This is a genomic window from Brevundimonas sp. (assembly GCF_016463485.1).
Lineage (GTDB): Bacteria > Pseudomonadota > Alphaproteobacteria > Caulobacterales > Caulobacteraceae > Brevundimonas.
The window spans coordinates 1-3,649 of record NZ_JAEMRD010000214.1 but is presented as its reverse complement, the minus strand read 5'-3'; the positions used below and the strand labels follow the sequence as shown (position 1 = coordinate 3,649).

At 65.8% G+C, this 3,649-nt stretch carries 4 protein-coding genes; all 4 read right to left on the bottom strand.

The window, feature by feature from the left end:
• Positions 1–17 precede the first annotated feature (17 nt).
• Entirely contained in the window at positions 18–2,051 is a 2,034-nt protein-coding gene (locus JHC99_RS17955) for a biotin carboxylase N-terminal domain-containing protein (RefSeq protein ID WP_292156040.1), read from the bottom strand.
• A gap of 10 nt (positions 2,052–2,061) precedes the next feature.
• Positions 2,062–2,346 (bottom strand): hypothetical protein, encoded by a 285-nt coding sequence (locus JHC99_RS17950; protein WP_292156039.1) that lies wholly within the window; start codon positions 2,344–2,346, stop codon positions 2,062–2,064.
• A complete protein-coding gene (locus tag JHC99_RS17945) occupies positions 2,346–3,017 on the bottom strand; it encodes a nucleotidyl transferase AbiEii/AbiGii toxin family protein (RefSeq protein ID WP_292156038.1) in 672 nt (223 codons plus the stop codon). Before JHC99_RS17945 ends, JHC99_RS17950 begins: the two co-directional genes overlap by 1 nt.
• Before the next feature lie 3 nt (positions 3,018–3,020).
• On the bottom strand, positions 3,021–3,649 hold a 629-nt coding region (locus JHC99_RS17940), incomplete at its 5' end, for a carboxyl transferase domain-containing protein (protein ID WP_292156037.1).

Here is a 3,649-nt window from a genome sequence, read left to right as displayed (position 1 = left end):
GGTCAGTTGGCCAAATCTCACTCTGCCTCGACGACCGCGAGGATGGCGTCGGCGGTGACCTGATCGCCGGTGGCGACGCCGATCTCGGACACCGTGCCGTCAAAGGGCGCGACCAGCGCATGCTCCATCTTCATGGCCTCCAGGACCACTATGGGCTGGCCCTTGACGACGGCGTCGCCGACGGCGGCCGAGACGGCGACGATCTTGCCCGGCATGGGCGCGCGGAGGGAGCCGTCGGAGGCGGCGCCCCCCATTCCGGCGCGAGGCCGGGTCAGGGTGAATGGCACGGCGTCACCAGCGTGGAAGACGACGATCTCGTCACCCATCAAGGTAAAGCCGAGGGAGCCTTCGGCAGTTCTAAGGGCACCGGCGTAAAGGCTGGCGTCAGTGTCGAAGACATGGGTCTCGCCGTCGAGCCGGATGGTCCAGGCCGGATCAACGAAAGGCTCGGCGAAGGCGCGCGATGCGTCGCCCACCCATCTATGCTCGCCTCTGTAAACAGCCACATCGGCGCGTTGCTCGGCGTTCAGACGGAAGCCGAAAGCATCTGCACGCGAACGACTGGCCGTCAAATCTGGGGCCCATGGCGAATCCCAGTCCGTCCCGACGCGCACACCGAAGGTCTCAACGCCGGCGGCCCGCTGCATCCGCGCCGCCATGGCAGCTGCAGGCACGAGGGTGGATGCCGACGGCTGGACCAGCGCGTCCTCTTCCTTTGCGATGAACCCCGTATCCACGTTACCTGCGACGAACTTCGGATGCTCCAGGCACCGGACGAGGAACCCGGCATTGGTCTTGACCGGCCAGACCTCGACCTCGGCGCAGGCGTCGGCGAGGCGGGCGGCGGCGGCTTCACGGCTGGTCTCATGAACGATCAACTTGGCGATCATGGGATCGTAGAACTGGCTGACCTCGCCGCCCTCGAAGACGCCGGTGTCGATGCGGATGTCGTCGGGCAGGCGGAAATGCTCGAGCTTGCCGATGCTCGGCAGGAAGCCGTTCGACGGATCCTCGGCATAGAGCCGCGCCTCCATGGCCCAGCCGTTCATGGGGATGTCAGCCTGTTTCAGGGGGACGGGTTCGCCGGCCGCCGCGCGGAACTGCCATTCGACCAGGTCGACGCCGGTGATGCTTTCGGTGACCGGATGCTCGACCTGGAGCCGGGTGTTCATCTCCATGAACCAGATGCGGTCGGCGCGCAGGCCCTCCGAGGCGTCGGCGATGAACTCGATGGTGCCGGCACCGATATAGTTCACGGCCTTCGCCGCCTTGACCGCTGCGTCGGTGACGGCGGCGCGGGTGGCGGGGTCCATGCCGGGGGCCGGTGCCTCCTCGATCACCTTCTGGTGGCGGCGTTGCAGGGAGCAGTCGCGCTCATACAGGTGGACGACCTCGCCATGGCTGTCGCCGAACACCTGAACCTCGATGTGGCGCGGCGACAGGATGTATTTCTCGATCAGCACCCGGTCGTCGCCGAAGCTGGACGCGGCCTCGCGCTGGCAAGAGGCCAGGGCGTCGAGGAAGGCCTCGGACGTCTCGACCCGCCGCATCCCCTTGCCGCCGCCGCCCGCCACGGCCTTGATCAGCACCGGATAGCCGATGGCGTCGGCCTCGGACTTCAGGTGGGCCGGGGTCTGGTCCTCGCCCATATAGCCGGGCGTCACCGGCACGCCCGCCGCAACCATCAGCTTCTTCGCCGCATCCTTGAGACCCATGGCCCGGATCGAGGCCGGAGGGGCGCCGATCCAGATGATCCCCGCCGCCATCACGGCCTCGGCGAACTCGGCATTCTCGGACAGGAAGCCGTATCCGGGGTGGATGGCCTCGGCGCCCGTCGCCTTCGCCGCCGCCAGCACCTTGTCCGCGACCAGATAGCTCTCGCGGGCCGCCGCCGGTCCGATCAGCACCGCCTCATCGGCCTCGCGCACATGCAGGGCCTTGGCGTCGGCCTCGGAATAGACGGCGATGGTGCGGATGCCCATCCGCCTTGCCGTGCGGAAGACGCGACAGGCGATCTCGCCGCGATTGGCGACCAGGACGGATTTGAACATGGCGAGGTCCTTAGTCCAGGGATCGTGACGGGAGGGGGCGGGTCGGTAAGTCGAGCATCAGGCGCCAATAGGACCACGACCGGGCGTCGATGATCCCGGGTGGGGCTTGATCCAGGGCCGTGCGCAACACGTCGTCGTCGATGGTTCGACGCAACGTCCGCATGTCTTCGTGGGTCGCGTATCGGAATGCGTAGGCCAGGAATCGGGTGGCGTCCGACAGGGCCTGTTCCGGTTGTTCGAACCAGATCACGCGGCGCGCAATGTCCAAGCTTTCCGAGGTCGGGGGGATGGACATCAGATGACCTCCGCGCGAGGCTGGACGGGATGAAGGTTCGGCAATGCGTCGAGATCCACAGCCCGAACGGCCTTCTGCAATCGATCCTTCAATGCAAACGGAAGATCGGTCAGGCCAGGCTCCTCGAAATGGGCCAGGGCTTTCAAAGCGGATTGAGGCGCGAAACTCGATCCGTACAGGACCAGACCGGCGGCGAGCATGTCGGGCAAGGTCGTGCCCGCGCCCAGCAGAGCGGCGACGTCGATATAGTCTTTAGGCTCAATCCGCACCTGAACGACGGACACCTTCGCCCCGCCGAGGTCCAAAATATCCGCGACGGCGAGACCATTGTCCTCGGCTCTCAGGGGGGGGCGGACCTGTCCGAGCTTTGGGACGCCAAAGAACGACAGTTTTACTGGACCGTCCCGATCCACGATGACGCTCAGCGTATCGGGCTCCATCTGGGTGACGATGGCCCCACGAAGGATCGGCAAGGTGTCAAGAAGGCGACGAGGATCGATACTTTCGGCGATGAAGAAGTCGAAATCGATCGAGTCCCTGTGCCCAAGATGGAGAGCGATCGCCGTACCCCCATACAAAACATAGCTGGACGGCAGGTCGGCCAATTCCGCCCAGAGACGTCTCTGGGATGCAGGCAGAATATCCAGCCGTGGGCGAAGGGTCCGGCTCATCTCCTACATCCTGAACACGCCGAACACCGTATCCGGTATGTGCGCATTGAGCGTGGCGGAGAGGGCGAGGCCGAGGACGTCGCGGGTCTGGGCGGGGTCGATGATGCCGTCGTCCCACAGGCGAGCGGTGGCGTAATAGGGGTTGCCCTCGTCCTCGTATTTCTGGCGGACAGGGGCCTTGAACGCTTCTGCCTGTTCGGGGGTCCAGCTGTCAGCGTCGCGGTGGACGGTGGCGAGCACCGCCGCCGCCTGCTCGCCGCCCATGACGCTGATCCGGCTGTTCGGCCAGGTGAACAGGAAGCGCGGCGAATAGGCCCGGCCGCACATGCCGTAGTTCCCCGCCCCGAACGAGCCGCCGATCAGGACCGTGATCTTGGGCACGGCGGCACAGGCGACGGCGGTGACCAGTTTCGCGCCGTGCTTGGCGATGCCCTCGGCCTCGTATTTCCCGCCGACCATGAAGCCCGAGATGTTCTGCAGGAACAGCAGCGGGATCTTGCGCTTGCAGGCCAGTTCGATGAAGTGCGCCCCCTTCTGCGCGCTCTCACTGAACAGCACCCCGTTGTTGGCCAGGATCGCGACCGGATAGCCCCAGATGCGGGCGAAGCCGCAGACCAGGGTCGTGCCGTACA

Coding starts and splice junctions, on each gene's coding strand:
- JHC99_RS17950 (WP_292156039.1), bottom strand. CDS start 2,346: ATGTCCATCCCCCCGACCTCGGAAAGCTTGGACATTGCGCGCCGCGTG.
- JHC99_RS17955 (WP_292156040.1), bottom strand. CDS start 2,051: ATGTTCAAATCCGTCCTGGTCGCCAATCGCGGCGAGATCGCCTGTCGC.
- JHC99_RS17945 (WP_292156038.1), bottom strand. CDS start 3,017: ATGAGCCGGACCCTTCGCCCACGGCTGGATATTCTGCCTGCATCCCAG.